The sequence below is a fragment of the Streptomyces sp. NPDC088261 genome (assembly GCF_044740805.1).
GTDB lineage: Bacteria > Actinomycetota > Actinomycetes > Streptomycetales > Streptomycetaceae > Streptomyces.
In genome coordinates this window covers 13,903-39,366 of record NZ_JBIURL010000003.1, presented here as the reverse complement: position 1 = coordinate 39,366, position 25,464 = coordinate 13,903, and the positions used below count along the sequence as shown (strand labels likewise).

At 73.8% G+C, this 25,464-nt stretch carries 17 protein-coding genes and 1 pseudogene; 3 read left to right on the top strand and 15 right to left on the bottom strand.

What is annotated here, in order from left to right:
• Window positions 1–71 precede the first annotated feature (71 nt).
• The 4 genes from ACIODU_RS07370 to ACIODU_RS07355 all read right to left on the bottom strand — a co-directional run bounded on the left by ACIODU_RS07370 (window position 72) and on the right by ACIODU_RS07355 (window position 3,737).
• The gene (locus ACIODU_RS07370; RefSeq protein WP_327234584.1) at window positions 72–398 is read right to left on the bottom strand and encodes a hypothetical protein; all 327 of its coding nucleotides are present in this window, start codon (window positions 396–398) and stop codon (window positions 72–74) included.
• Window positions 395–766, bottom strand: coding sequence for a WhiB family transcriptional regulator (locus ACIODU_RS07365; RefSeq protein ID WP_327234585.1), 372 nt, complete (start codon window positions 764–766; stop codon window positions 395–397). The genes ACIODU_RS07370 and ACIODU_RS07365 overlap by 4 nt, the downstream gene beginning before the upstream one ends.
• Window positions 767–938: 172 nt before the next feature.
• Window positions 939–1,244, bottom strand: a complete 306-nt coding sequence (locus ACIODU_RS07360; protein WP_401765859.1) for a hypothetical protein — start codon at window positions 1,242–1,244, stop codon at window positions 939–941.
• Between the two features lie 237 nt (window positions 1,245–1,481).
• The gene (locus tag ACIODU_RS07355; RefSeq protein WP_401765022.1) at window positions 1,482–3,737 is read right to left on the bottom strand and encodes an ATP-dependent DNA helicase UvrD2; all 2,256 of its coding nucleotides are present in this window, start codon (window positions 3,735–3,737) and stop codon (window positions 1,482–1,484) included.
• 245 nt (window positions 3,738–3,982) lie between these two features.
• Here ACIODU_RS07355 and ACIODU_RS07350 point away from each other — a divergent pair, with 245 nt between their 5' ends.
• Entirely contained in the window at window positions 3,983–4,237 is a 255-nt protein-coding gene (locus ACIODU_RS07350; protein ID WP_327234586.1) for a mycoredoxin, read from the top strand.
• Between the two features lie 122 nt (window positions 4,238–4,359).
• Here the strand turns inward: ACIODU_RS07350 and nudC are convergent, their stop codons facing one another.
• From nudC to ACIODU_RS07325, 5 genes are all read right to left on the bottom strand, one after another.
• On the bottom strand, window positions 4,360–5,307 hold the full coding sequence (gene nudC, locus ACIODU_RS07345; protein WP_161309681.1) for an NAD(+) diphosphatase: 948 nt from the start codon (window positions 5,305–5,307) through the stop codon (window positions 4,360–4,362).
• Window positions 5,308–5,343: 36 nt separating this feature from the next.
• On the bottom strand, window positions 5,344–6,738 hold the full coding sequence (locus tag ACIODU_RS07340) for a dipeptidase (protein WP_401765019.1): 1,395 nt from the start codon (window positions 6,736–6,738) through the stop codon (window positions 5,344–5,346).
• 10 nt (window positions 6,739–6,748) lie between these two features.
• Window positions 6,749–10,360, bottom strand: a complete 3,612-nt coding sequence (locus ACIODU_RS07335; protein ID WP_401765016.1) for a UvrD-helicase domain-containing protein — start codon at window positions 10,358–10,360, stop codon at window positions 6,749–6,751.
• Between the two features lie 113 nt (window positions 10,361–10,473).
• The gene (locus ACIODU_RS07330; RefSeq protein WP_401765013.1) at window positions 10,474–14,124 is read right to left on the bottom strand and encodes an ATP-dependent helicase; all 3,651 of its coding nucleotides are present in this window, start codon (window positions 14,122–14,124) and stop codon (window positions 10,474–10,476) included.
• 323 nt (window positions 14,125–14,447) lie between these two features.
• Window positions 14,448–14,837 (bottom strand): MGMT family protein, encoded by a 390-nt coding sequence (locus ACIODU_RS07325; RefSeq protein ID WP_401765856.1) that lies wholly within the window; start codon window positions 14,835–14,837, stop codon window positions 14,448–14,450.
• Window positions 14,838–15,616: 779 nt separating this feature from the next.
• Here ACIODU_RS07325 and ACIODU_RS07320 point away from each other — a divergent pair.
• Window positions 15,617–18,259 (top strand): annotated as a pseudogene (locus ACIODU_RS07320) (lysylphosphatidylglycerol synthase domain-containing protein); the annotation flags it as partial.
• A 76-nt stretch (window positions 18,260–18,335) separates the two neighbouring features.
• Here ACIODU_RS07320 and ACIODU_RS07315 read toward each other — a convergent pair.
• Window positions 18,336–18,779 carry an SRPBCC domain-containing protein gene (locus tag ACIODU_RS07315; protein WP_401765010.1) on the bottom strand — a complete coding sequence of 148 codons (444 nt, stop codon included), beginning with the start codon at window positions 18,777–18,779 and terminating at the stop codon, window positions 18,336–18,338.
• Between the two features lie 166 nt (window positions 18,780–18,945).
• Between ACIODU_RS07315 and ACIODU_RS07310 the strand changes: the two genes are divergently transcribed.
• On the top strand, window positions 18,946–20,538 hold the full coding sequence (locus tag ACIODU_RS07310) for an alpha/beta hydrolase (RefSeq protein WP_401765007.1): 1,593 nt from the start codon (window positions 18,946–18,948) through the stop codon (window positions 20,536–20,538).
• Between the two features lie 128 nt (window positions 20,539–20,666).
• Here ACIODU_RS07310 and moeZ read toward each other — a convergent pair whose 3' ends face one another.
• The 5 genes from moeZ to ACIODU_RS07285 form a co-directional block, all read right to left on the bottom strand.
• Window positions 20,667–21,845, bottom strand: coding sequence for an adenylyltransferase/sulfurtransferase MoeZ (gene moeZ, locus ACIODU_RS07305; RefSeq protein ID WP_356427433.1), 1,179 nt, complete (start codon window positions 21,843–21,845; stop codon window positions 20,667–20,669).
• Window positions 21,846–21,921: 76 nt separating this feature from the next.
• Window positions 21,922–22,752 carry a spherulation-specific family 4 protein gene (locus ACIODU_RS07300; RefSeq protein WP_401765003.1) on the bottom strand — a complete coding sequence of 277 codons (831 nt, stop codon included), beginning with the start codon at window positions 22,750–22,752 and terminating at the stop codon, window positions 21,922–21,924.
• Window positions 22,740–23,714, bottom strand: coding sequence for an NAD-dependent epimerase/dehydratase family protein (locus tag ACIODU_RS07295; protein ID WP_401765001.1), 975 nt, complete (start codon window positions 23,712–23,714; stop codon window positions 22,740–22,742). Before ACIODU_RS07295 ends, ACIODU_RS07300 begins: the two co-directional genes overlap by 13 nt.
• 185 nt (window positions 23,715–23,899) lie before the next feature.
• On the bottom strand, window positions 23,900–24,613 hold the full coding sequence (locus ACIODU_RS07290; protein WP_401764999.1) for a hypothetical protein: 714 nt from the start codon (window positions 24,611–24,613) through the stop codon (window positions 23,900–23,902).
• Entirely contained in the window at window positions 24,606–25,175 is a 570-nt protein-coding gene (locus ACIODU_RS07285; RefSeq protein WP_401764996.1) for a hypothetical protein, read from the bottom strand. Before ACIODU_RS07285 ends, ACIODU_RS07290 begins: the two co-directional genes overlap by 8 nt.
• Window positions 25,176–25,464 lie beyond the last annotated feature (289 nt).

Genomic DNA, 25,464 nt, shown 5'->3' with positions numbered 1-25,464 from the left:
GGTCCTGAGGACCGGCCCCCCGTTCTTCCGGGACTCACCGGGCACTGATGTGCCCTGGGACGGTGGGTCTGTTACTGCATGACCGCCATGGCCAGCGCGCGGCGGGCGCGCATCGAGACGCGCTCGGCGCGGCGCTGCATCCGGCGGGCGGCGACCAGGCGCACGGCCCGGCGTTCCGCGTCGGCTTCGCGCAGGCGGTCCGCCATATGGACACGAGCCATGGCTTCTGGGATGAGTTGCATTTCGCGGGTCCTGTTCTGACGCGAGTCGTCCGCGTCGGTGGTGCTGCTGACGGCTGGGGCGGCGGAGCCGGTGGGCTCACGCAGGGAAGAGGTCATCGGAGCCTGCTTCTTGGGATCGTGCGTGTAGGGACGGTCGATGGTTCCGCTGATGGTCATGCCGCTGCGACCGGGTTCTTGCGCGGGCGGCCGCGGGGCCGCTTGCGGGCCACGACCACGCCCTGGACGAAGAGCTCGCCACCCCAGACGCCCCAGGGCTCCCGGCGCTCCTTGGCCCCGGCGAGGCAGGCCTCGACCAGCGGGCAGGTGCGGCAGAGCGCCTTGGCGTACTCGACGTCGGCCGGGGACTCCGCGAAGAAGACCTCCGGGTCGTAGGCACGGCATGGAACGGGTACGCCGAGGTTCTCGATGGCGTCGTCGAGCGCGGTGAGCGCGGTGAGGGGGATCAAGGTGGAGTCCTCCGTGAGGCCGGGCGGGGGGATCGTTTCGGAAGGCGGTACGGACGGGGCGTGCGCTTCGAGTTGCACGGGGTGTGATTCCTCGTCTGGTCGTTCCGGCCGGTCGGCCGGGCTGCGGCTGGTACCTGTTGTTCTCAATCCCGAGGCCCCTTCGCTCCGCCCGTCCCGTTCGGGACAAACAGAAGGGCCGCGGATCCCGGGTGGGGTTCCGCGGCCCTGAAGGCGCCGGCCTGATGGTGGATCAGGCTGGATCACTCCAGGGTTCAGGCCCACGGAAGGCCCACATCGTGTGGTGCTTGGTCGTCTTGCTCGCCTGCTGTCCGGTCTCGGCACTGGCCGCCGCGTAGGCGTAGGCCTGGGCCTCCACCGCTGCCGCTCCTGCTTCCAGTGCCTCGATCGGTCGCTCATCGCGTGCCACCGGCCGGACGGGAAGACCCGCGAAGCCGACGGACGGCACGACGGAGGAAACGCCGGGCAGACCATTGCCGTTCAGTTCGACACGCGACACGTCGAGCGAGCACACGGAGGCGACCAGCAGATCGGTCATTTTGACGGTGCTGACAGCGAAGCCGCCGGTGTTGACAACGGTGGGAGCGGTCTTGATCTCAAAAATCGTGGACACTGGAATCGCCTCCTCTCGGCGTCTCGGGGACCGGCCGGAGCCGGTCATGTGTATGGACAAGTAGAGCACGGGGACCGAGCTTCGTGAAGCTCTTGTTCCCGTGGTTAAGAACCTATGGGGATTCCCGGGGCGCGCGCAAACTATTTTCCCGTCGATTTTCGCTCACGCGTCGTCCACGTCGCCCGCAACCTCGTCACCTGCGCAGATGGCCAGAACGTCGGCGCCGAACCGGTCCAGCTTGCGCCTGCCGACGCCGGCGATCCCGGTCAACTCCCCCTCGCTGCCCGGCACCGCCTCGGCGATCGCCATGAGGGTCTTGTCGGTGAAGACGCAATAGGCCGGCTGGCCCAGCAGCCTGGCCTGCCCGGCGCGCCAGTCGCGCAGCCGCTCGTACAGCGCCTCGTCCATGTCCGACGGGCAGTCCTCGCAGCGCGTCAGCTTCATCTCGCCCGCGTCGGTGAGGGTCTTCCCGCACACCCGGCAGAGCACCGGGCCCCGCCGCTTGCGCCGCGCGCCCCCGGCACCTCCCACGCCCGCGCCCGCTCCGGCGCGCTCGAAGGACCCGCCCGCGGCGGCCGCGCCGGCGCGCCTGCCGCCCGGGACCGCGGAGCCCGGCCGCAGCCCGTTGAGGAAGCGCGAGGGCCGCCGGGAGGCCCTGCCCCCCGGCGAGCGGGAGAGCGCCCAGGAGAGGGAGAGGTGCATCCGGGCGCGGGTGACGCCGACATAGAGGAGACGGCGCTCCTCCTCGACCTGTTCGTCGGTCTTCGCGTAGGTGATCGGCATCATGCCCTCGGTGAGCCCGACCAGGAACACGGCGTCCCACTCCAGGCCCTTGGCCGAGTGCAGGGACGCGAGCGTGACGCCCTGCACGGTGGGCGCGTGCTGCGCGGCCGCGCGCTCGTCCAGCTCGGCCACCAGGTCCGAGAGCGTCGCGGACGGCTTGGCCCGTACGAAGTCCTCGGCCAGCCGCACCAGCGCGGCGAGCGACTCCCAGCGGTCCCTGACCGCCCCGGAACCCGTCGGGGGTTCCGTGGTCCACCCGGAGGTCGAGAGCACCGCACGCACCTGCGAGGGCAGCTCGACCACGTCGTCGAGCACCGCGTCGTTGCCCCCGAAGCGCGCCGCGCTGCGCAGGGCGGCGCCCGCTTCCCGTACCTCCTTGCGCTCGAAGAAGCGCTCGGCGCCGCGCAGTTGGTACGCCACCCCCACGTCCGCGAGGGCCTGTTCGTAGACCTCCGACTGGGCGTTGATCCGGTACAGCACGGCGATCTCGCCCGCCGCGACGCCCGCGGCGATCAGGTCGCGGATCCGGCGGGCGGTGGTCTCGGCCTCCGCCGGCTCGTCCGCGTATTCCGTGTACACCGGTTCGGGGCCGGCGCCCCGCTGGGAGATCAGCTCCAGGCGGTGTTCGGCGGCCCGGCCGCGCGCCTGGTTCAGCAGGCCGTTGGCCAGGTGGACGACCTGGGGGGTGGAGCGGTAGTCACGGACCAGCTTCACCACCGTGGCGCCCGGGTGCCGCGTACGGAAGTTCAGCAGGTGGTCCGGGGTCGCGCCGGTGAAGGAGTAGATGGTCTGGCTGGCGTCGCCGACGACGCACAGGCTCTCCCTGTCCCCCAGCCACAACTCCAGGAGGCGCTGCTGGAGCGGGCTCACGTCCTGGTACTCGTCCACCACGAAGTGCTGGTACTGGCGGCGGATCTGGTCGGCGATGTCGTGCCGGTCCTGGAGGATGCCGACCGTCAGCAACAGCACGTCCTCGAAGTCGATGACCGAGCGGTCGCGCTTGAGCTGTTCGTACATCCCGTAGATCTGGCCGATCTCGGCCGCGTCGCGCGGGGCGTCGCGCAGCGACTTGGCGACCGCCGCCGGATAGTCCGCAGGCACGGTCTGGGTGACCTTCGCCCACTCGATCTCGCCCGTCACGTCCCGCAACTCGTTGCGGTCCAGCCTGATCCGGCAGCGCGCCGCGGCCTCGGCGACCAGCTGGACCTTGCGCTCCAGCAGCCTCGGCATCTCGCCGCCGACGACCTTGGGCCAGAAGAACTGGAGCTGGCGCAGCGCCGCCGAGTGGAACGTGCGCGCCTGGACCCCGCCCGCGCCCAGCTGGCGCAGCCGCCCCCGCATCTCGCCCGCGGCGCGGTTGGTGAACGTGACGGCCAGCACGCTGCCCGGCTGGAGGATCCCCGCCCGCACGCCGTACGCGATCCGGTGCGTGATCGCGCGTGTCTTGCCCGTACCGGCCCCCGCCAGCACGCACACCGGGCCGTGCAGGGCCGTCGCGACCTCGCGCTGCTCGGGGTCGAGCCCTTCGAGCACCGCGTCGGCGTCCCGCGGCGGGTCGACGATCTGGCCGGGACCGGCGGTCCTGCCCTCGTGCGGGTCGTGCGGGAACAGTGGGGAATGCGTTGCTGCTGTCACCCCGCCATGCTGTCAGGTCGCCGGAGACGGCTGTTCCCGTTGTCCACAGCTGTGCCGCGTCTGTCATACGAATACGGTCCGGACCGTTACGGGACCGGTCGCCTCCCTCACATGGACGGCCCCCGCCCCCACGGGAATGGCCGCCGCCCCGCGTACGTTCCACGGTGTGCGCCGGTGCACCCACCGGGGCACACGGCCTGGAGCCGACGCACAGAGCGAGAGCGAAACAGAGGAGCGCGAGGGACATGGCGGGCACTGTGACGATGTACAGCACCACGTGGTGCGGATACTGCCGTCGGCTGAAGGGTCAGCTGGACCGCGAGGGCATCGCGTACACGGAGATCAACATCGAGCAGGACGCCGCGTCCGCGGCCTTCGTGGAGAAGGCGAACGGCGGCAACCAGACGGTGCCGACCGTGGTCGTGGTCGCGCCGAGCGGCGTCGACGTCACGATGACCAACCCGAGCCTCGCGCAGGTGAAGCAGGCGCTCGGCGCCTGACCCCGCCCCGCCCCGCTCCTCCGGCATCCCCCGATCCCCTCCGAGGCCGACGCTTCGGAGGGGATCGGTGCTGTGCGGTCCGGGGAGCGACTGCTCCCAGCGGTCCCGGGAGCGGCGCCGCCCTATCGCGGCAGCGGCTTCGGCAGCGGCTTCCCGTACCAGAGCTCCACCAGCCGCGCGGCGATCGAGATGCCCGCCGGGGGCAGGATCTCGCCCGTCTCGATCGCGGTCCGCAGGTCCTCCCGGGAGAACCAGCGCGCCTCCTCGATCTCCTCGCCGTCCACGGTGATCTCCGACGACGTGGCCCTCGCCATGAAGCCCAGCATCAGGCTCGACGGGAACGGCCACGGCTGGCTGGCCACGTACTCGACCTCGCCGACCGTGACGCCCGCCTCCTCGAAGACCTCGCGGGCCACCGACTGCTCGATGGACTCCCCCGGCTCCACGAAGCCCGCCAGCGTGGAGAACCGGCCCTCGGGCCAGTGCACCTGCCGGCCGAGCAGCGCCCGGTCCTCCTCGTCCGTGACCAGCATGATCACCGCCGGGTCGGTCCTCGGGTAGTGCTCGGCGCCGCAGGCCGGGCAGCGGCGGATGTGGCCGGCCGCCGCGATCACCGTGCGCTCGCCGCAGCGCGAGCAGAAGCGGTGCAGCCGCTGCCAGTTCTCCAGCGCGACCGCGTGCACCATCAGGCCGGCGTCCCGCTGCGACAGCAGCAGCCCCGCCTCCCGCAGGCCCGCCGCGCGCGCCGACTGGTCCATGCGGCCGGGCAGCGCGTCCTTCTGGAGCGCGAAGTAGCTGACCCCGTCCTCGTCCGTGCCGAGGAAGTAGCGGTGGGTCTCGGTGACGGGCGCCTCGAAGGCGGGGGTCATGACCAGTTCGGTACGGCCGTCGGGGGTGTCGTCGATCAGCACCTGTCCGCCCGACACCACGAAGACCCGGGTCGTGGGGTGGCTCCAGGCCGCCGCGAGCCACGCCTCGTCGAGACGGTGGTGCGCGGCGCGGTCGACACCGCTGGGCGCGGTGAGGCCGATCGGTCGGTGTGCGAGATCGGCACTGCTGATGGTGCTCACAGGTACTTCCAACTCCCCCGGATGGATGGGTTCTGTTCAGCGGAGAGCGGCGGCAAGGTCGCCCCAGAGGTAGGCGGTGGTCTCCACGCCCTTGAGCAGCAGGTCCAGTTCGACCTTCTCGTCGGGCGCGTGCCAGCCGTCGGACGGTACGGAGATGCCCAGGAAGAGCACGGGTGCGCCGAGGACGTCCTGGAGGTCGGCGGCCGGTCCCGAACCGCCTTCGCGGGTGAAGAGGACGGTGCGTCCGAAGGCGCGGCCCATGGACCGTACGAGCGACTGGAGGGCCGGGTGGCCGAGCGGGGTCAGACACGGGCGGGTGGCGGCGCCGAAGGTGACCTTGTGGCGGACGCCGTTCGGGACGTGCGCCTCGATCCACTCCCGTACGGCCCGCTCGATCCGGTCCGGGTCCTGGCCCGCCACCAGCCGGAACGAGAGCTTCACCTGGGCGGAGGACGGCACGATCGTCTTGCCGCCGGGGCCCTGGTAGCCGCCGCCGATGCCGTTGACCTCGGCGGTCGGGCGGGCCCAGATCCGCTCCAGGGTGGAGTGCCCGGCCTCGCCGAGGGTGCCGTGGGACTTCGCCGTACGCAGCCAGCGCTCCTCGTCGAAGGGCAGCGCCGCGAACAGGGCGCGCTCCTCGTCGGTGAGCGGGGTGACGCCGTCGTAGAAGCCGGGGACCGCGACGCGTTCGTCCTCGTCGTGCAGGGACGCGACGATGCGGGCGGCGACGGTGGCCGGGTTGGGGACGGCTCCGCCGAAGGAACCGGAGTGGATGTCCTGGTCGGGGCCGTACAGCTCGATCTCGCAGTCGGCGAGGCCGCGCATGCCGGTGCAGACCGTCGGGGTGTCCTCGGCCCACATGCCGGTGTCGGAGACGATCACGACGTCGGCGGCGAGGCGGGCCGCGCGGTCCTCGGCCAGGGCGCGGAAGTGCGGGGAGCCGGACTCCTCCTCGCCCTCGACGAGCAGCTTGAGGTGGACGGCGGGGGTGGTGCGGCCGGTGGCGGCGAGGTGGGCGCGGACGCCCAGTGTGTGGAAGAACACCTGCCCCTTGTCGTCCGCGGCGCCGCGTCCGTACATCCTGCCGTTCCGTACGACCGGTTCGAAGGGGTCGCTCGACCAGCCGTCCTCGCGGGCGGCGGGCTGTACGTCGTGGTGTCCGTAGACGAGCACGGTGGGGGCCGCGGGGTCGTCCGAGGGCCAGTCCGCGAAGACGGCGGGGGCGCCCGGGGTCTCCCAGATCTCGGTGACGGGGAAGCCCGTCTCCCGGAGTTTGGCGGCCAGCCAGTCGGCGCTTCGGCGCACGTCGGGGGCGTGATCGGGCTGGGCGGACACGGACGGGATGCGGAGCCAGTCCGCGAGGTCGTCGAGGAACGCGGCGCGGTGGGACTCGATGTACGTACGGACGACGCTGTCCGGGGTGTCGCTCATGACATCGAGCCTAACCGGATCCGGCGCTCGTCCGTTCTGCTGTCCGTTCTCCGTCGCGGTGGCCGTCCGCGCCCCCGTCCTCCCCGTTCCCGTCCTCCCCGTCCCCGCCGATGAGGATCGCTTCGAGCTCGGTGCGGGAGAGGAGGCGGTCGGGGCGGACGACGTCACCGGTGCGCACGTACAGGAACGCGGCCGTGACGGCGGACGGCGGCAGGGCGTGCTGCTCGGCCCAGGCGAGGCGGTAGACGGCGAGCTGGAGGGGGTCGGCGGTGCGGGCGCGGCTGGTCTTCCAGTCGATGATCTCGTACGTGTCCGCGCCGGTCTCCGGGTCGGTGGTGCGGTAGACGGCGTCGATCCGGCCGCGGATCACCCGCCCCGCGAGGGTGAGCTGGAACGGCGCTTCCACCCGGTACGGCGTACGGCGCGCGTACGGGGTCAGCTCGAAGGCCGCCTTGAGCGCGGCCAGGTCACGCTCGTCCGCGATCTCCGGCTCGTCCTCGTCGCCGCCGGGCAGCTCGTCGGGGCCGAGCAGGGGCAGCTCCTCGAACCGCGACTCCACCCAGGCGTGGAACCGGGTCCCCCGGCGGGCGGCGGGCTGCGGCGGCCGGGGCATGGGGCGCGCCAGCTCGTGCGCGAACCCGTCCGGGTCGGCGGCGAGACGCATCAGCTGGGAGGCGGAGAGCGAGGCCGGTACGGGGACGTCGCGGACGGCCGCCCGCGAGCGGCGCAACTCGCGCGCGAGCGCGTCGAGATCACGATCCCAGGAGGCGAGGATCCGAACCTCCTCGGGAGCGGGCCGGCCCCCTGCGCGGGGAGCGGGCACGGAAGAGCCGGGCCCGGTGCGCGCGGAGGCGCGCGGGGGCCCGGGCACGGCCCCGGCGTGCTCGGGTCGCCCGGGGGGAGGTGGCGAGGCGTTCCACTCCGGGAAGTGGTCGTGCTCCGCCTCGCCGTGGTCGGTGTCCGGTGGGGCGTAGCCGTCCTCCGGGTCCTCCGGCTCGTCGCCGAACGCCTCGTCCTCGAAAGGGGCGTCCTCGAACGCCTCGTCCTCGAACGGTGCCTCGTCGAAAGGGGCGTCCCACAGTTCGTCCGCCGCCGCCGGAGACGGTTCCCCGGCGGACTCCGAGCGCAGCTCGTCCAGGTGCGCCAGCACCGTGTCCGCCGCCGCGCGGCGGCGTTCCAGGGCGTCGGGATCCAGCGGGAGCGGCCAGGGCTGGGGGGTCGAGGGGGCCCGCAGGGACGGGTTCTCCTCGCCCTCGGCCGGTTCGTCCGCCCACGCCTCGATCTCGCCGTGGCCGGCCACGGAGTGGTCGTACAGCGCGTGCAGGAAGTCCGACGGGCCGCGCGTGCGCTTCTGGGTCGGGCCCCACCAGTGGCCGGAGCCGAGGAGCAGCGAGCGCGGGCGCGTGAAGGTGACGTAACCGAGGCGCAGTTCCTCCGTGTGCTGGTGCGCCTTCATCTCGTCCTTGAACGCCGCGAGGCCCTTCGCGTCCCAGGAGGTGACCTCCGGCAGCGTGGGCGCGTCGCCGCGCAGCGGGTGCGGGAGGACCTTCGCCTGGGACGTCCACGCCTCCCGCGCCCGGTGGTTGGGGAACTGGCCGGCGACCAGCCCGGGGACGGCGACCACGTCCCACTCCAGGCCCTTGGCCTTGTGCGCGGTGAGCACCTTCACGGTGTTCTCGCCGCCGGGCAGCGCGTTGTCCAGCCCCTTCTCGTACTGCGCCGCCGTCCGCAGGAAGGCGAGGAACGCCAGCAGTCCCGCCTCCCCGTCGAGCGCGGCGAAGGAGGCCGCCAGGTCCAGGAAGTTGTTCAGCGTCTCCCGGCGGCGGGCGGCCAGCGCGTGCGGCGACGCGGCCAGTTCGACCTCCAGGCCCGTCGTGGCGAGGACCCGGTGCAGGACGTCCATCAGCGGGTCGGCCAGCGACCGGCGCAGGTCGCGCAGTTCGGTGGCGAGCCGCGCGAAGCGGACGCGGGCGGCGGCGGAGAACGGCAGCCCGTCGTCCGGTGCGCCCGCCGACTCCAGGAACGTGTCCAGGGCGTCCGCGAGGGAGATCACCTCCGCCGGGTCCGTCCCCTCCACGGCCGCCGCCAGCCGCGCGTCCGTACTGTCCTCGCCGTCCGGCCCCGGCCCCCGGTGCACCAGGAGCCGCGCCCTGCGCCCCAGCAGCGCCAGGTCGCGGGGGCCGATGCGCCAGCGGGGGCCGCTGAGGAGCCGTACCAGCGACGCGTTCGCCCCCGGGTCCTGGAGCACCTCGCACACCGCGACGAGGTCGGCGACCTCCGGGAGGTGCAGCAGCCCGGAGAGCCCCACCACCTCGACCGGCACCTCACGGGCCACCAGCGCGCCCTGGATCTCGGCGAAGTCGTCCGCCGTACGGCACAGGACGGCCACCTCGCCCGGTTCCTTGCCCGTACGGACCAGATGCGCGAGGGAGTCGGCGAGCCAGGCGATCTCCTCGGCGTGGGTGGGCAGGAGGGCGCAGCGCAGCATGCCGTCGCGCTCCGCGCCGGGCGCGGGGCGCAGCGCCTCGACGCCTTCGTGCATCGCGCGCAGGGGCGTGGCGAGGCCGTTGGCCAGGTCGAGGAGCCGGCCGCCGCTGCGGCGGTTCTCGCTGAGCGAGAAGCGGGTTGCGGGCGTGCCGTCCGCGTACGGGAAGTGGACGGGGAAGTCGTCCAGGTTGGCGACGGACGCGCCGCGCCAGCCGTAGATCGCCTGGCAGGGGTCGCCGACGGCGGTCACCGCGTGGCCCGTTCCGCCGCCGAAGAGGCCGGACAGGAGGAGCCGTTGGGCGACGGACGTGTCCTGGTACTCGTCGAGGAGGACCACCCGGAACTCCTCCCGGAGGATCCGGCCCACCTCGGGTCTGGTGGTGGCCAGTTCGGCGGAGAGCGCGATCTGGTCGCCGAAGTCGAGGAGGTCGCGGGCGCTCTTGGCCGCGCGGTAGCGCCCGACCAGGTCGAGCAGCTCACGGCGGGCGGTGGCGGCCTCGGGGACCTTGCGCAGCTCGGCGTTGCTGAGCCGGACGCCGTCCAGGGTGCGCAGCAGCGTGGTGTCGTGCGCGCCGAGGGTGCCGGGCCGTACCAGATGCTCCGACAGCTCGCCGTCGAGCGCGAGGAGATCGCTGACCAGCGCGGGGAGGGATTTGGTCAGGGCGGGGTACGGCCCCGGCGCCTCCCGCAGCACCCGCGCGGCGAGTTGGAAGCGGGTGGCGTCCGCGAGCAGCCGGGCCGTCGGCTCCAGGCCTATGCGCAGACCGTGGTCGGTGAGGAGTTGCCCGGCGAAGGCGTGGTAGGTGGAGATGCGGGGTTCGCCCGGGGGGTGGTCGGGGTCGATCGTGTCGGGGTCGGTGACGCCGGCCCGTACCAGCGCCTTGCGGACCCGCTCGGCCAGTTCGCCCGCGGCCTTGTTGGTGAACGTGAGCCCGAGGACCTGCTCGGGGGCGACCTGTCCGGTCCCCACCAGCCACACCACCCGGGCCGCCATGACCGTCGTCTTGCCCGACCCGGCTCCGGCCACGATGACTTGCGGGGCGGGCGGCGCGGTGATGCAGGCCGTCTGCTCCGGGGTGAAGGGGATGCCGAGGAGCTCCTTGAGCTGCTCGGGGTGGGTGAGGGGTGCGGACACCTCAGGAAGGCTATCGGCCACCACTGACAACGCGGGGGGGCGGGCGTGTGGGCAGCCCCCCTGCGCGCGGGCTGTGGGCCGCCGGGATGCCCGCCCGGGCCGTCCCCGGCGGCTCACTCCACGATCTGGCGGCCCTCGGGCCGCGCGCTGCACGACGCCCGGAACGCGCAGTGCGCGCAGTGCTGGCCGGTGGCCGGGGTGAAGCGTTCGTCCAGGACGCGGCCGGCGGCGGAGGCCAGGAGGTCGCCCACCCACTCGCCCGCGAGCGGTTCCTGCGCCTGGACCTTGGGGAAGTCCTCCCCGCCCTCCTTCTTGGGCGCGGGCTGGCGCAGTTGGACGAGTTCGGCGCCGCCCGGCTCGGGGCGGCGGCCGTCGAAGACCTCGTCCAGGGCGCCCTCGCGGACCGCGAGCTGGTAGACCGCGAGCTGCGGGTGGTGCGCCACCTCGTCCTTGGTGGGCGCGGCCTTGCCGGTCTTGAAGTCGACGACGTACGCGCGGCCTTCCGCGTCCCGCTCGACGCGGTCCATGGAACCCCTGATCCGTACTTCGTACGGACCCGCTTCGAGGGTGACGTCGAAGTCGTGCTCCGTGGCGGTGGCGGTACGGCCGCCCCGGTCCGTCACGTGCCAGCGCAGGAAGCGTTCGAGCGCCACGCGCGCGTGCTCCTTCTCCTGGGCGGACTTCCAGGGGGCGTCGAAGGCGAGTCCGTCCCACACGGAGTCCAGGCGCTCCATGAGGACGGCGAGGTCGGCGGGGGTACGGCCGGAGGCCACCTCGTCGGCCAGGACGTGCACGACGTTGCCGAAGCCCTGGGCGGCGGTGGCGGGGGCGTCCGCCTTCACCTCGCGGCCGAGGAACCACTGGAGGGCGCAGGTGTTCTCCAGCTGGTCGAGGGTGCTGCCGGAGAGCGCGACGGGGAGGTCCCTGTCGCGCAGCGGGACCGTGCTGCGGGTCGGTTCGTACAGCCCCCACCAGCTGTGCGGGTGCGCGGCGGGGACGAGGGCGTGGCCGTCCTCGTCGGTCAGCGCGGCGAGCCGGGCGAGGCGGCGGGCGGCGGCGTCGCGCAGGGCGGGGGTGGCCTCCGGGTCGACGGTGGTGGCGCGCAGTTCGGCGACGAGGGGGGCGACGGCGAGGGGGCGGCGGGGGCGGCCGGTGACGTCGCGGGGTTCGACGCCCAGTTCGGTGAGGAAGCGGGAGGGCTGGTCGCCGTCGTCGGCGGGTGCCTTGACGGCGGTGACGACGAGGCGTTCGCGGGCGCGGGTGGCGGCTACGTAGAACAGGCGGCGCTCTTCTGTAAGAAGGGCGCCGGGACTGAGTGGTTCCGCGAGTCCGTCGCGGCCGATCCTGTCGGCCTCCAGGAGGGAACCGCGGCGCCGCAGGTCGGGCCAGAGGCCCTCCTGTACGCCCGCGACGACGACGAGCCGCCACTCCAGGCCCTTGGAGCGGTGGGCCGTCATGAGCCGTACGGCGTCGGGGCGTAGGGCGCGGCGGCTGAGGGTGTCGGCGGCGATGTCCTGGGCGTCCAGCTCTTCGAGGAAGTTGAGCGCGCCGCGGCCGCCGGTGCGTTCCTCCGCGCGGGCGGCGGCGTCGAAGAGGGCGCAGACCGCGTCGAGGTCGCGGTCGGCGTTGCGGCCGGCCGCGCCGCCGCGCAGGGCGGCCCGCTCCAGCCGTCCGGGCCAGGGGGTGCCGTCCCACAGCTCCCAGAGGGCCTCTTCGGCGGTGCCGCCGCCTTCTAGCAGCTCACGCGCCTTGCGCAGGAGCGCGCCGAGGCGCTGGGCGCCCCTGGCGTACGCCGGGTCGTGCGCGACGAGCCGCTCGGGCTGCGCGAGCGCGAGGGCGAGCAGCGTGTCGGAGGACGGCGGCAGCCGGTTCCCGGCGGCGCGCTCCTCGTCCCTCAACGCCCGCCCGAGCCGCCGCAGATCGGCGGTGTCCATCCCGCCGAGGGGCGAGGCGAGCAACGAGAGCGCGGCCTCGACCCCGAGCCACCCGCCCCCTTCCGGGGGACGTGAATCACCGACGCTCCCGGCCACGTCCTGCGTGTCCTCGGGAGACGCGGACGCCACTGCCGGGCCGGGATCGACCGCGGCCCCTGCCCGGCCGAGGTCGGCCGCGTCGTCCTCCGCGCCCTCGGAGGACGGGGACGCTCCGGTCTCCCCGTCGGGGTCGGCCTCAACCACGGGCCGTGTGCGGCCATGCGGGGCCGGTCCGCCCGCCCCGCCGGGCGGCGCCTCCGGCGGTCCAGGAGCGGGGCCGTCCTCCGGGAGGCCGGAGTCGGGCGCGTCGTCCCGCCCGTCCGCACCGACCGCCCCGGCCTCCGCCGGCAGCCCACGGCCCGCTTCGTCCCCGGACGCCGCCCGACCAGGGCGGATCGCCGCCTCCGCCACCACCCTCAGGGCCGTCAGGAGAGGGGACACCGCCGGTTCGTGGCGGAGGGGGACGTCGTCGCCGTCCACGTCCAGGGGGACGCCCGCCGAGGTCAGGGCGCGGCGGATCGACGGGATCGTGCGGCCGCCCGCGCGGACCAGGACCGCCATGTCCGACCAGGGAACGCCGTCCTCCAGGTGCGCGCGGCGCAGGATGTCCGCGATGTTCTCCAGTTCCGTGGAGGCCGTCGGATACGTGTACGTCTCGACCCCGCCGCCCTCCCGGACGGCGCCCAGTTCGCGGTGCGCCCGGATCTTCTCCGCGGGAAGCCGGTGCAGCGGCATCCGGCGCGTCAGCAGCCGCGTCGCGTCCAGGAGCTTGTCGCCGGAGCGGCGGGACGTCGTCAGGACCTCCACCCTCGCCGGGCGGCCGTCCCGGCCCGGGAACGTGTACGGGAAGTCGAGGATGCCGTTCACGTCCGCGCCCCGGAACGCGTAGATCGACTGGTCGGGGTCGCCGAACGCGACCAGCGTGCGCCCCTGCCCCGCCAGCGCCTCCAACAGCCGCACCTGCGCCGGGTCCGTGTCCTGGTACTCGTCCACGAACACCACGTCGTACCGCCCCGCCAACTGCTCCGCCACCTCGGGACGGGACGCCAGCAGCACGGCCCGGTGGACCAGTTCCGCGTAGTCGAGGACCCCCTGCATGTCCAGGACGTCCAAGTACTCGGCGAGGAAGGACGCCGCCGCCGACCAGTCGGGCCGACCGGTACGCCGCGCGAACGCCGCCAGCGCGTCCGGCCCCAGGCCCAGTTCACGGCTGCGCGCCAGCACCGCCCGTACCTCGTCGGCGAAACCGCGCGTGGTCAGGCACGCCCGCAGCTCGTCCGGCCACCGGACGTGCGCCCGCCCCTCCCGTTCCAGGTCGAGCTGACCCGCCAGCAGGTCCCGTACGGCCACGTCCTGCTCGGGCCCCGACAGCAGCCGCAGCGGTTCCGTGAAGAGCTCGGCCTCCTGGTGCGCGCGGATCAGCGCGTAGCAGAAGGAGTGGAACGTGGTCGCCTGCGGCCCGCGGGTGCCGCCCAGTCGCACGGCCGTACGGTCGCGCAGCTCCACCGCCGCCTTGCGGCTGAACGTGAGCACCAGCATCCGCTCCGGATCCGCGCCCCGCTCCACCCGCGCCGCCACCGACTCCACGAGCGTCGTGGTCTTGCCCGTGCCGGGACCCGCCAGCACCAGCAGCGGCCCGGCGCCGTGGTCAACCACCGCGCGCTGCGCCGCGTCCAGCACAGGGGGGTCCACCGGCACGGGTGCGGTACGGACCAGTCGGTAGGCGCCAGGAGTCCGCTGCCGTACCCGGCGGTGCGGGGTACGCCCGGTGGAGGGGGAGGAGGAACTCACGTGGATCGCCGGTCCTGGAGAGGGTGGAGCTGGAGCTGGGGTGCGAGCAGGAGCTGGAGTGGGAGGGGGAGATGGTGAGCGTACGGGAGCCGGAGCGAGCGGTGGGCGTACGGGGCAGGGCGGGACGCCCGGGCCACGGCGACGCCCGCGGGGCGCGTGGCGCCGACGCTACGCCGTCCCCGGCCGGGGACGCGGGCGCTCCGGTCCGTACCGGGGGCCGCGCGCGGTACCGCCGTACGCCCCCAGCGGCACCCCTCCGTACTCCGTCCGGGCCCCCGCGCCACCGCCGGATTCCCCGCCGCGCGGCCGAATGGCGGAAGCTGTCATATGTGAGCCCCGTCGCCGGCGTCCCCGTCAGCAGCCCCGCCGTCCCACCGGGCCCGTCTCAGGTCGAGGCGCGGCAGGTGGCCCTCGGCGCTGCGCGGGGCCTCGCGCAGCGGGGTGCCCTCGTCGCGGTAGTGGCCCAGGGCCCGCAGTTCGTGACCCGCGAGCAGCACCCCGTCCGCACGGACGACCCGCCACCACGGCACCGCGCCGCCGTACAGCGCCAGCACCCGGCCGACCTGGCGCGGGCCGCCCTCGCCGAGCCACTCCGCGACATCGCCGTACGTCATCACCCGGCCGGCCGGGACCAGCTCGGCGACCTCCAGCACCCGCTCCGCGTAGACGGGAAGGTCGCCCGGCCGCTCCGGCTCCTCCCCGGACACCTCCATGTCCGGCTTGTCCCGCTCCTCGTGCCTCATCCGACCCATCCTGCCGCACGCCACCGACAACCCGCCCGCCCCCGCCCGCCCCTCGCGCCCCAGCGCATTCGTTCGGTCACCGTGTGTGCATACACACGCAAAGGGACGTATCTCGCACACTCCACGCCCCCGCAATGCACCCTGATGCCCCCGTCTGTCGGCCGCTCGTGCCACCATCATGCGGGCGGTGACTGGTGATACGAGATCAAGAAGAGACGGACTCGGCGGAGGGGCAGGGCGTGCAGCCACCTGCGGCGGCGGACACTTCAGGGGCTGAGTCGCGCCCCGACGCGTCCACCGGGCCGCGACCGGGACGGTTCTCCGACGACGGCCGCGCGAGGGCACACTCCGGGCCGGGCCCCGGCGCGCGCTCCGGATCGGGAGAAGGGTCCGGCAGGGGCTCAGGTGCCGGGTCGGGTACGGGAACAGGTGCCGGGTCAGGCGCCGGATCCGGCACGGGGTCAGCCGCAGGATCCGGTACGGGATCAAGCACGGGATCCGGCTCCGGGTCCCGGCCCGAGCCGTCCCGCGAGCCCGCCACGCCCCACGAACCCCCCGCAGCCCACGAGTCCCCCCGTGGCGCGCCGGATCCGGCCGACCCGCCGCACCCGCCGGAGGACCCCCCCGCCTCCCCCCGCGAGCACACCGGAGCCACCCGCTCCCACCCCGGCGCCGACAAGACGCCCGCCGACTCCGCCGACCCCGGCGACGACACCTCCGGCGGCGCCACCCGCGTCGACCGCCTCTCCGGCGACGAACCGCTCCTCGCCGCCCGCGTGCACCGCCCCTCCGACCTGCTCCGCCTGCTGATCGGCCTGCTCGGAATCGCCCTGGTCATCGGCCTCTCCGCGTTCGCCCACGGCACCACCGCCGGCCTCGAACAGGACATCAGCAAGGGCACGGGACAGGCCCCCGACCTCATGGTCAAACTGGCCGGCCTGGCGTCCTCCATCGCCGTCCTCCTGGTCCCGGTCGCCTTCGCCATCGAGCGGCTGATCAAACGCGACGGACTGCGCATCGCCGACGGCGTCCTCGCCGCCGTCCTCGCGCACGGCGTCACCCTCGCCACCGACCTCTGGGTCGCCAGGTCCGCGCCCGACTCCATCCAGGAGGCCCTGACCAGACCCCAGCTGGGCGCCGGGCTCACCGACCCCGTACACGGCTATCTCGCCCCCGTCATCGCCTACATGACGGCCGTCGGGATGGCCCGGAGACCCCGCTGGCGGGTCGTCCTGTGGGTGGTGCTGCTGCTCGACGCCTTCGCCATGCTCGTCGCCGGGTACACCACCCCGTTCTCGATCATCCTCACCGTCCTGATCGGCTGGACCGTCGCGTACGGCACGCTCTACACGGTCGGCTCGCCCAACGTCCGCCCCACCGGGCAGACGCTGATGGCGGGTCTGCGCCGGGTGGGTTTCCACCCGATCAGCGCCATGCGCGCCGAGGACGTCCCCGACTCCGCCGAGCAGGGCGACCGGGGCCGCCGCTACTTCGTGCCCCTGGAGGACGGCCCCCCGCTCGACGTCACGGTCGTGGACCGCGAACAGCAGGCGCAGGGCTTCTTCTACCGCGTGTGGCGGCAGCTGACCCTGCGCTCCATCACCACCCGCAGATCCATCCCCTCCCTCCGCCAGGCCCTCGAACAGGAAGCCCTGCTCGCGTACGCGGCCATCGCCGCCGGCGCCAACGCCCCCAAACTCATCGCCACCTCCGAGCTGGGACCAGACGCCGTCATGCTCGTGTACGAGCACCTCGGCGGCCGGTCCCTGGACGCGCTCGCCGACGACGAGATCACCGACGAGCTGATGCGCGGCGCCTGGCGCCAGGTGAGCGCGCTCCAGTCGCGCCGTATCGCGCACCGCAGGCTCACCGGCGACGCCCTGGTGGTGGATCGTTCCGGCAGGGTCGTGCTCACCGAGCTGCGCGGCGGCGAGATCGCGGCGGGCGACGTCGTCCTGCGGATGGACACCGCCCAGCTGCTCACGACCATGGGACTGCGGGTCGGCGCGGAGCGCTCGGTCGCCGCCGGGGTCGAGGTGCTGGGCCCCGACGCGATCGCGGACTGCCTGCCGCTGCTCCAGCCGATCGCGCTGAGCCGCTCCACGCGCGCGACGCTGCGCAGGCTCGCGCGCGAGCGTTCGCAGCGCGAACGGGACGCGGTGCTCAAGGCGTCCGAGGCGAACAAGCGCGCCCGGCTGGACGAGACACACGCGGGACCCCATTCCGGTGACGGCGCGGCACACGCGGGCCACACCACCGAGGGAGCGCCCCGTACGGCCGCCGCCGAGGGCGAGGGTCCCCGGCGGGCCGTACGGAAGTCCCTGCGGGCCGAGAAGCAGGCGGAGAAGCGCGCCATAGACGACGCGCTCGACGAGGCGCGCGAAGAGGATCTGCTCTCCCAGATCCGGCAGCAGGTGCTGCTGATCAGGCCGCAGGCGCCGGTCGAGCCGGTACGCCTCGAACGGATCAAGCCCCGGACGCTGCTCAGCTTCATCGCCGGCGCGGTCGCCGCGTACTTCCTGCTCACGCAGATCACGCAGGTCGACTTCGGGACGGTCGTCGGCGAGGCGCACTGGGGCTGGGTGGCCGCCGCGGCGGCGTTCTCGGCGCTCAGTTACGTCGCCGCCTCGATGAGCCTGCTGGGCTTCGTACCGGAGCGGGTGTCGTTCAAACGGACCGTCGAGGCGCAGGTCGCCGGGTCCTTCGTCAAGATCGTCGCCCCGGCGGCGGTCGGCGGGGTCGCGCTGAACACCCGCTTCCTGCAACGGTCGGGCGTCCGGCCGGGGCTCGCCGTGGCGAGTGTGGGCGCCTCGCAGCTCTTCGGGCTCGGCGCGCACATCGTGCTGCTGCTCTCGTTCGGCTATCTCACCGGTACGGAGAAGACCGCGTCGCTCACCCCGTCCAGGACGGTGATCGCGGGCCTCCTCACGGTCGCGGTGCTGGTGCTGGTCGTGACGGCGATCCCGTTCCTGCGGAAGTTCGTGGTGACCCGGCTGCGGTCGCTGTTCGCCGGGGTCGTACCGCGCATGCTCGACGTGCTCCAGCAGCCGATGAAGCTGCTGACGGGCATCGGCGGGATGCTGCTGCTGACCGGCACGTTCGTGATGTGCCTGGACGCGTCGATCCGCGCGTTCGACAACGGCAACCAGCAGCTCAGCTACGCGAGCATCGCCGTGGTCTTCCTGGCCGGCAACGCGCTGGGCTCGGCGGCGCCGACGCCCGGCGGGGTGGGCGCCGTGGAGGGCGCGCTGACGCTGGGTCTGCTGGCGGTGGGCCTGCCCAAGGAGGTCGCGGCCCCGGCGGTGCTGCTGTTCCGCCTGATGACGCTGTGGCTGCCGGTGCTGCCGGGGTGGGTGTCGTTCAACCACCTGACGCGCAAGGGAGCGCTTTAGGGCGGGTGCGGACACGTCCTAGGAGGTGTCCGCACCCGCCCGGCCGCTCGGCGTTCGGGGAATAGGGCGGGGCGGGTCAGCTCGCGGTCTTCAGAAAGACCGTCAGGCTGTCCAGCAGCATCGTGGTGCCCTGCTCGGCCATGTCGCGCTGCTCGGCGGTGTCGCAGGTCTGGGTCACCGTGATGCGGGTCCCGTCGGCGCCCTGCTCGGCGAGTTCGACCGTCATGAGCGCCTGCGCGTCCTGCCCGGGCACGTCCATGCCGACCACAAGACGCCGGTTCACGTCGACCTCGGCGTACGAGCCCGTCAACGGGACCTTCGTACCGTCCGGGGTGACCATCGTCGACGTCCACTTCCCGCCCGGCCGCACGTCCATCTCGACGGTCCCCGGGGCGGCGTAGGACCACTGCGTGTACGGCTCCGCGGTGGTCCAGGCGTTCCACACCGCCGCCACCGGAGCCTCCAGGACGCGCTCCAGCGTGTACGGGAAACCGTCGGCGGTCGTCTGTTCCTCGGTCATCTCAGGCTCCATGTCTCACTCTTGTCAGGTGGTACCAGTGCAGACCGGGGCCGCCCCCGAAACTCATCGGTCCCCCGGCCCGCACAGCACGCCGTCCCGCACGGCCCGCCACCCGCTTGGCCCGCGGCCCCGGGCGCCCCGCCGGGACCCGGCGCAGGATGGTTCCATGCCGACCCCCTCCGCCCGGCGCTCCGCGCCGCTCGCCGCCGTCACCGCCGCCGCCCTCCTGGCCGTCACCGGATGCTCCGGCGGCGGGGGGTCCGCCGGCGCGGGCCCCGTCGGCGGGGACGGCGGTGACCGCAACGGCCCCAGGGGCCTCGCCTCCCAGCGGCTGGACTGGACCGCTTGCAAGGCGCCCAGCGCCGCACAGGGCGGGGGTACGGCCCCCTCACCGCTCCCCGGGGGCGTGCGGTGGCAGTGCGCGTCCATGGACGTACCGCTCGACTACGCGAAGCCGGACGGCGACACCATCGCGCTGGCCCTGATCCGCGCCGAGGCCCGCGACAAGAGCAGGCGGATCGGCTCGCTGGTCTTCAACTTCGGCGGCCCCGGCGGCTCCGGGATCACCGCCCTGCCGTCCTTCGCGCCGGACTACGAGACCCTGCGCGGCCGGTACGACCTGGTCAGCTTCGACCCGCGCGGCGTGGGCCGGAGCGACGGCGTGGAATGCGAGAGCGACAAGCAGCTCGACGCGTACTACGCGCAGGACGCCACCCCCGACACCGCGGCGGAGGAGAAGACCTTCACCAAGAACCTCGCGGCCTACGCCTCCGCCTGCGAGAAGCACTCGGGCCCGGCACTCCCCCATGTGGGTACGACCAACGCGGCGCGGGACATGGAGATGATGCGCCAGGTCCTCGGCGACAAGAAGCTGAACTACTTCGGGATCTCGTACGGCACCGAACTGGGCGGCGTGTACGCCCACCAGTTCCCGAAGTCCGTCGGCAGGACGGTCTTCGACGCGGTGGTCGACCCGAGCCAGGACTCCGAGCAGGGCTCGCTCGGCCAGGCCCGGGGCTTCCAGCTCGCGCTGGACAACTTCGCCAAGGACTGTGTGTCGCGCGGCGGCGCGTGCAAGCTGCCGGGGACCACCCCGAAGGAGATCGAGGCGTTCATCACCGGGCTGCTCGGGCAGCTCGACAAGAAGCCCATCGCCGGGATCGGCCCCCGGAAGCTGACCCAGACCGAGGCCACCAACGGCATCGCCCAGACCCTCTACTCGCAGGAGTTCTGGCCCCTGCTGGAACAGGGGCTCGACGAGGCGGACGCGGGCAGCGGCGCCCTGCTGCTGGCCCTGTCGGACTCGATGAACGGCCGCGACCAGCAGGGCCGCTACAGCAACCTCCAGGCGGCGAACGCGGCGATCAACTGCGTCGACTCCAAGGACCGTTACACGGTGGAGCAGACCAGGGCGAAGCTCCCGGAGTTCCGGAAGGCGTCGCCCGTCTTCGGGGACTTCCTGGGCTGGGGCATGATGTCCTGCTCGCGCTGGCCGGTGCCGGGGCAGTGGCCCCACCCGGACGTCAGCGCGCCGGGTGCCGCACCGATCCTGGTCATCGGCAACACCGGTGACCCGGCCACGCCGTACGCCGGGGCCAGGGCGATGGTCGACGCGCTCGGCAAGGGCGTCGGCGTGGAGATCACGTACAAGGGGCAGGGCCACGGGGCGTACAACAGCGGCAACGCCTGCGTCCAGAAGGCGGTGAACGGCTTCCTGCTGAACGGGAAGGTGCCGGCGGCGGGCACGGTCTGTTCCTAGGGTTCCTAGGAAGCACGATCCGTTTCAGGGCCCGGGAAGCAGCCGGGTACGACGGTGGGGCGGACCGTCTCCGGCCCGCCCCACTCTCGTACAGCTGACGTCCTAGGACGCGGTCTACAGGACGCGTCCTAGTAGACCGGCTTCTCCGGCTCGATCGTGTTGACCCAGCCAATGACCCCGCCGCCCACGTGCACCGCGTCCGAGAAGCCCGCGGCCTTGAGCACGGCCAGCACCTCGGCGCTGCGGACACCCGTCTTGCAGTGCAGGACGATCTTCTTGTCCTGCGGCAGGCCCGCCAGGGCCGTCCCCATGATGAACTCGTTCTTCGGGATCAGCTTGGCGCCGGGGATCGAGACGATCTCGTACTCGTTCGGCTCCCGTACGTCGATGACCTCGATGTTCTCGCCGTCGTCCATCCACTCCTTGAGCTGCTTGGGAGTGATGGTCGAGCCGGCCGCCGCCTCCTGGGCCTCCTCGGACACGACGCCGCAGAAGGCCTCGTAGTCGATCAGCTCGGTGACGGTCGGGTTCTCGCCGCAGACCGCGCAGTCCGGGTCCTTGCGGACCTTGACCTGGCGGTACTGCATCTCCAGGGCGTCGTAGATCATCAGGCGCCCGACGAGCGACTCGCCGACGCCGGTGAGGACCTTGATCGCCTCGGTCACCTGGATGGACCCGATGGACGCGCAGAGCACGCCCAGCACGCCGCCCTCGGCGCAGGAGGGGACCATGCCGGGGGGCGGGGGCTCCGGGTAGAGGCAGCGGTAGCACGGGCCGTGCTCGGACCAGAAGACGCTCGCCTGGCCGTCGAAGCGGTAGATCGAACCCCACACGTACGGCTTGTTCAGCAGCACGCAGGCGTCGTTGACGAGATAGCGGGTGGCGAAGTTGTCCGTGCCGTCCACGATCAGGTCGTACTGCGAGAAGATGTCCATCACGTTCTCGGCTTCGAGCCGCTCTTCGTGGAGGACGACCTTCACATAGGGGTTGATCCCGAGGACGGAGTCACGGGCGGACTGCGCCTTGGACCGGCCGATGTCGGCCTGGCTGTGGATGATCTGGCGCTGGAGGTTCGACTCGTCGACCTCGTCGAACTCCACGATGCCGAGCGTGCCGACACCGGCCGCCGCCAGGTACATCAGGGCCGGTGAGCCGAGGCCACCGGCCCCCACACACAGCACCTTCGCGTTCTTCAGCCGCTTCTGCCCGTCCATCCCGACGTCCGGGATGATCAGATGACGGGAGTACCTGCGGACCTCGTCGACGGTGAGCTCGGCAGCGGGCTCGACCAGGGGGGGCAGCGACACAGGGACCTCAACATGGGGTTGGTCGGTCATTCAATAAGGAATCTTCCCTGTAACACTGCCACGGCCCCGCTCATTCCTAGATACCTGGTCCGACTCGCGAGACGATTTCGTCCCAGTAGCCGGGCAACGCCGCAAAGGGGTCGTTCCCTCCCGTCCCGTCACCCCGGTCGGTGAAGAAGATCGTGCCCGCGCCCTGCCAGCGGGCGACGCGCATCGCCTCGTCGAGATGGGTGCGCGGGACGCCGTGGACGAGATGGACGAACCGCTCGGGCGGGTGGTCGGCGGTCCACTCGGCCGCCTGTGACCAGCGGTATCTGTCCCAGGGCCCGGAGAACGTGACCAGTTGGCCGGCGATCTCGGCGTACCCGGGGTGCGGGTGCGTCCCGTGGGCCAGGACGATGTGCCCGCCGCCGGACCCTCCGCCGGGTCCCCCGCCGGACTCCCCGCCGGACCCGCCGCCGGACCCACCGTCCCCGAGCCCGCCGGGCCCGCTCTCCAGCACCACCTCCAGCGTGGCTGTCATCAGCCGTACGTCGGTCAGGTCGGAGGCGGTCGTGGGACACCGGTCCAGGTAGAAGCCGCCGACCCGGTACCAGTCCGTGTAGTCGTGCGCCTCGGCGACGATCTCGCCGAACGACCGCTCCCCGTACGCCAGGTCGAGATGCCCGAGCACCCGCACGCCCGCGTTGCGCAGGCGGCCCGCGGCCTCCAGGCAGTGCGGGTCGGGGCGGGAGCCCGGGCCGTCCGCGACGTTGAGGACGGCCCAGTGCAGGGGGGTGCCCGGGCGGGTCAGCCCGGCCCACTCGGCGCGGGCGAGCAGCGGGTGCGCGTACCCGGGGACACCGAGGCCGAGGCGGTCCGCGCCGGTGGCGGAGAGGCGGCCGCCGGTGGTGGTCAGATGCGGCACGCCGCCTCCATCCAGATGTCCGCGAGGGACTCCTCCAGATTGATACGGGGGCGCCAGCCGAGCCGGTCGCGGGCGGTGCGTACGTCCGCCTGCTGCCAGTTGCCGCAGCCGTCGGGGTACGGGGAGGGCCCGATGCCCAGGTGTTCCACGAGCGGTTCACCGCGCTGCGCGCCGAGGGCGGCGTGCCCGGCGCGGACCGGGCCGCCGGGCGCGTCCAGTTCGTGCAGGGCGCCCGCGTAGCCCGCGACCCTGGCCAGGACGGCGGCGGCGTCGCGCAGCTTCACGGCGCGGCCGGTGCCGATGTTGACGACGCCCTGCGCGGCGGAGAGGGAGGCGGCGTGGACCGCGCGCGCCACGTCCCGTACGTCCACGAAGTCCCGCTGCACGCCGAGGCCGGCGAGTTTCAGCTCGCCGTCGCCGGACTGCATGGCGCGGCGCATGGCCTCCGCGAGGCGGCCGAGCGGGGAGCCCGCGGGGGTGCCGGGGCCGACGGGCGAGAAGACCCGCAGGACGACGGCGTCGAGGCCGGAGCCGAGGACGAGTTCGGACGCGGCGAGCTTGCTCACGCCGTACGGGCCGCCCGGCCGGGCCACGGCGTCCTCGGCGGTCGACGAGCCCTGCGGGGAGGGCCCGTACTCGGACGCGCAGCCGAGCTGGACGAGGCGCGCGCCGCAGCCGCTGCGGCGCAGGGCCTCGCAGACGGTGGCGATGGCGACGGTGTTGTGGCGGACCAGTTCGCGGGCGCCGCCGCGGGTGGCGCCGGCGCAGTTGATGACCACCCCGGGGTGGACGGCGTCCAGGAAGCGGGTGAGCGCGCCGGGGCTGCCGCCGGCGAGGTCGAACCGTACGTCGGCGTCGTCGCCCCGGCCGAGTGCGGTGAGATGCACGGCGGGGTCGGCGAGCAGCCGGTCGGCCACGAAGCGGCCGAGGAAACCGTTGGCGCCGAGCAGCAGGACCCTCATCGCGCGCCCGCCCCTCTGTGCCGACGCGGGCGATGGTCCGGCGCGGGCGCGGGGGCCGCGGCCGGGGCTGGGGAGTGCGGGGTCATGTGGGTCGTCTCCTTAGGGGGCGTACGGGGTGGTGTTCGTAGGGGCGTACGGGGGTGGTGCGGTCATGGGGCGTACCGGGGCGGTACGGGGGTGGCTCCTCAGGTATGGGCCGAGGCCCGGGCGAGTACGAGGCCGGCGTGGGGGCGCGGCCCCGGCGCGGCGGGGGCGCGGGTGGGGGCGGGCACGGCGACCGGTACGGCGAGGAGCGGGAGCGCGCCTCCGTCGCCGGGTGTGTCCTCCATCGCCGGACGGGCTTGCTGGTGCTCCGTCGCGGGCGCGAGGGCGGGAAGATCAAGCCCGTCCGGCGATGGAGGACGAAGCGAGGCCGCAGGCCGCGCACCTCCCACGCCCCACCCGCTCGGCGCGACGAGCCCGGCCAGGACCACGGCGTACGGGCCGGGCGCGGGCGGCAGGGGGCGTACGCGGGCGATCGCGGCGAGCGGCGTGAGGGGCGCGGACCAGGGGGCGGAGAGGCCGGCGCCGGGGACCGGGCGGTGGGCGTCGGCGCGCGCCGGGCGCGTGGTTCCGCGCCGGGCGCGGGCGTACAGCTCCCCGCGGAGCGGGAACACGTCACGGTGCCGGATCCGCGCGGCGGTCCGGTCGGTCATGCCGTACGCCTCAGGTCCGGCGGCCGCAGGTCCGGCGGCGACGAGCGGCGTGAGGACGGCGGCCGCGGGGTCGGCGGGTCCGGCGGCCGGGGCGAAGGGGCCCGCCGTCATGGCGGGCCGGGCTATACGCGCCTCGCCGGCCGGGGCGCGGCCGGTCGAGGGGGCCGTCGGCGTGGGGGGCGTGCGGGGGGCGTGGTCAGACATGGCGGCCTCCGGCTTCCGCGCGGGCGCCGACCGGTTCGCGGGGCGTGGTCCGGCGGCCCGCACCCGGCGCGGGGTCTCCGGAGGGGGCGACGGGGCCGCCCGCCACCGGGTGGTGCGCCCGCAGCCGCACGCCGTACGCGGTGACCGGCAGCGGAACGCCGGAGAAGCGTTTGGCCACCGGACCCGGCAGGTCCGGCGGCGCCGCCGTGCCGCCGGCCGCCGCGTGACGGAGGCCGACCGCACTGCGGCCGTCCCGTACGCCGGGGTCCGCGCCCCGGTCCGCGCCGGAGGCGCCGGCCTCGTACCAGACGTCCTCGTACCAGCCGTCCTCGTACCGAGGGAGCGAAAGGGGGCGCGGCGCGCGCTCCGACCGGCCGGCGACGGCGAGGTGGTCGCGGACAGTCGGGTGCGGGACACCCCGGCGTGCGCCGGGCGCGCGGCAGGCGGCCTCCTCCAGGATCCGTACGGCGGCCTCGGAGCGCGGGGCCGCGCAGCTCCCCGGGGCGAGCTGTCCGACGTACGCGGCGAACCGGCGGCGCTCGCGCCCCGCGAGCCCGCGCACGAGCCGGTCGCACCACGGCCTGCACGCACCCCTCGCATACGGACGGCCACCGTCCGTGAGCAGTCCGATCCGCACGAGGACACCCCCGATCTCCCTTGTGAGCGGCCGCCGTTGATCGGCGACTCGCAGCGGGACGACCGTAAGCGGACATGACGGTGGTGGGGGGGGGGGGGGTGGGGGGCCCCCCCCCCCCGCCCGCGCCCCCCCCCCCCCCCCCCCCCCCGCGGCGGGGGTGGCCGGGACCGGGGGCGGGGGGAGCCACCCCCACCCGGCGGCCCCGCCCAGGCCG